2 protein-coding genes are annotated in these 2,219 nt (G+C 48.3%); both read left to right on the top strand.

The features are described 5' to 3' along the window. A partial coding sequence (locus ACXRVY_RS25230) for a DUF2971 domain-containing protein (protein ID WP_458238545.1) occupies positions 1-846 on the top strand: 846 nt, incomplete at its 5' end. A gap of 1,052 nt (positions 847-1,898) precedes the next feature. Beyond that, a partial coding sequence (locus ACXRVY_RS25225; protein WP_458238544.1) for a hypothetical protein occupies positions 1,899-2,219 on the top strand: 321 nt, incomplete at its 3' end.

Raw genomic sequence — 2,219 nt, 5'->3', positions numbered from 1 at the left:
CAGACCATGCTATTTGCGTTGCAAAGTATCGACTTGGCAAACAGCTATAGCAACTTCAAAGAAGGTGAATCATCGAATTGGTTGCGACTATGCAATGAAACTCCTGAGGAGTTTTTGAACTCTCGAGTTCGCCTAACCTATCCTTCATGGTTTGTGTCCTGCTTTATGGAAGACTGCTCCAGTTCATCTATTTGGGGAACCTATGGAAATAACCACAAGGGAGCATGTCTAAAGTTCAAGGTTGCTAAGGTTTCAGGAGCACCGACCATCCCACTAAAAGTTTTAACCGCTAATAAACCAGTACCCAATTGGTGGACAACTATAGACTTTGAGTTTCACAAAGTTATCTACGAAGAAAAAAGCCCCGAATTAGACTTCTTTTCTAGCCTTGGCTCCTACACAGAAAACGAACTCATTAGCAAATGGTATACAGATGAACGAGGCAGCAAAAGCACACGAATGAACGATGTGTTTGGAGACCTCGAGAAATGGCGATCCCATTACTACTTTAGCGAGAAAAAAAGTCTAACGACTAAAACCCGCCACTGGAAAGACGAGCAGGAATATAGATTAATCCTGAAAGCGAAATTTGGCTCGCAAACATCCATCGAGGCTCGAAAACTAAAATATAATTTTAGTGACTTGGAAGGAATTATATTCGGAATAAATACACCAACTTCTGAAAAATACAAATTAATGGAAATGATCGAAAGAATGTGTAGAAACCAAGGCAGGGAGGACTTCACATTTTATCAGGCATATTACTGCCACACAGATAACAAGGTCCGATACCGACCTATCGCCCACGCATCCTCATCAAACGGCATCACGCCACACTCATTCTGATAGGTACATCTACTCACTTGAAAAGGGCAGGCCTGCAGCAGCCCATTTTTCACCGTCCCCGAAGCAAGAAACGGAAAATCATTACGTATCACAGATTCCCAAGCTGATAACGAGGGTTCGATTCCTTTCACCCGCTCCACGTATTTCAAGGCCTCCAGCGGTGCATGTACATGACTGCAATCAGTTGGGGGCTGTATAGGGGTCCGTTTGTGTGTTTGCACGCACAAACAGCAGATGGACCTCTGCCTGCACCCTCCCCCTAGGTGCTTCAGGCTTTTCATGTTGACCCATCGGAAAACGGTTAGGACAGTTAGTTTTTGACTGGCTGCCCTGAAAGCCTTGTGCAGCGCGGCTTTGCGACGACTGCGGTAGGTTAGGTTTTGGTTAGCACTGGGTTATTTCCTAACCTTTATAGATGTTAAAAAGACAATAAATAAACTACTTATAAATCAACATGTTATAGATTGCTAACCCCAAACCTAACCATAACTAACCCCTCAAAGTTAGCCCTCAATCCCAGTAAACACAGGGCCTGCAGAACACTTCCCACCCCATTTTTAAAAACTAACCCTTTTCCCGAGCCATCTCTCAAATTCGCTGCCTGGGTACGTTCTGACCATCCGTTGCATTTACCCTACCCGTGCAGGGATCTGCAGGCTTTTTCCACCCCACATTCGCGTACACAGCCCCCAGTTTGAGCCGGGTGCAGGGATGCAGAAAAAACGACACATTTAGCCCGCAGGCGTGGCGGGGGGACGACGGCGCGCGCCAGGTGAAGACCCACCCTGCCCGGCCGACCAAGCCCCAAAACGGTGCGCGCCAGCCTTCCCGACCCCGGCTCGACCTGACCTCCGCCGCTGATCGCTCACGCCGCCCCATCGTCGCGTCCAAGGCACTTGTGCGACGTTACTCGTGACCTGCTCGGCTCCGTGCCTATTGGGATAGGCATGCCCCCACGCCCCTAAATTGGGAGAGTGCCGTCTCAGTCCGCTATGCTGATCTGGGGACAGTCCTAGCTGTCCCCCGAGATTAATCCTCTGAGAGGAATTACTGTGAAGACTTTATTAATTGCTACAGTGACGGGCATTGCGGTGATGAGCCCACAAGTAGAAGCATTTCTGGCGGAAAACTACGTCATCATCGATAACTGGGCAATTAACATACAGCCCCAAGCGTATGAATATTACGCGTTGATTGCTGACTCAAAGGCCAACAGATTAATTCAATGCAGAGCCCATATTGGCGCCACAAATGATAGGCGCTTCGATAAGGTCGACTGCTGGAAGCATGACATTGACCCGAAAGGAAATTTAGCCCGCTACCGAGTAACCCACGCTCCCATCGATGCATTAAGAGACCCGCCTTACCGGAAC

This window comes from Pseudomonas sp. P5_A2_2 (assembly GCF_054177685.1).
The sequence above is the reverse complement of the archived record's forward strand: the minus strand, read 5'-3'. Positions and strand labels throughout refer to the sequence as shown.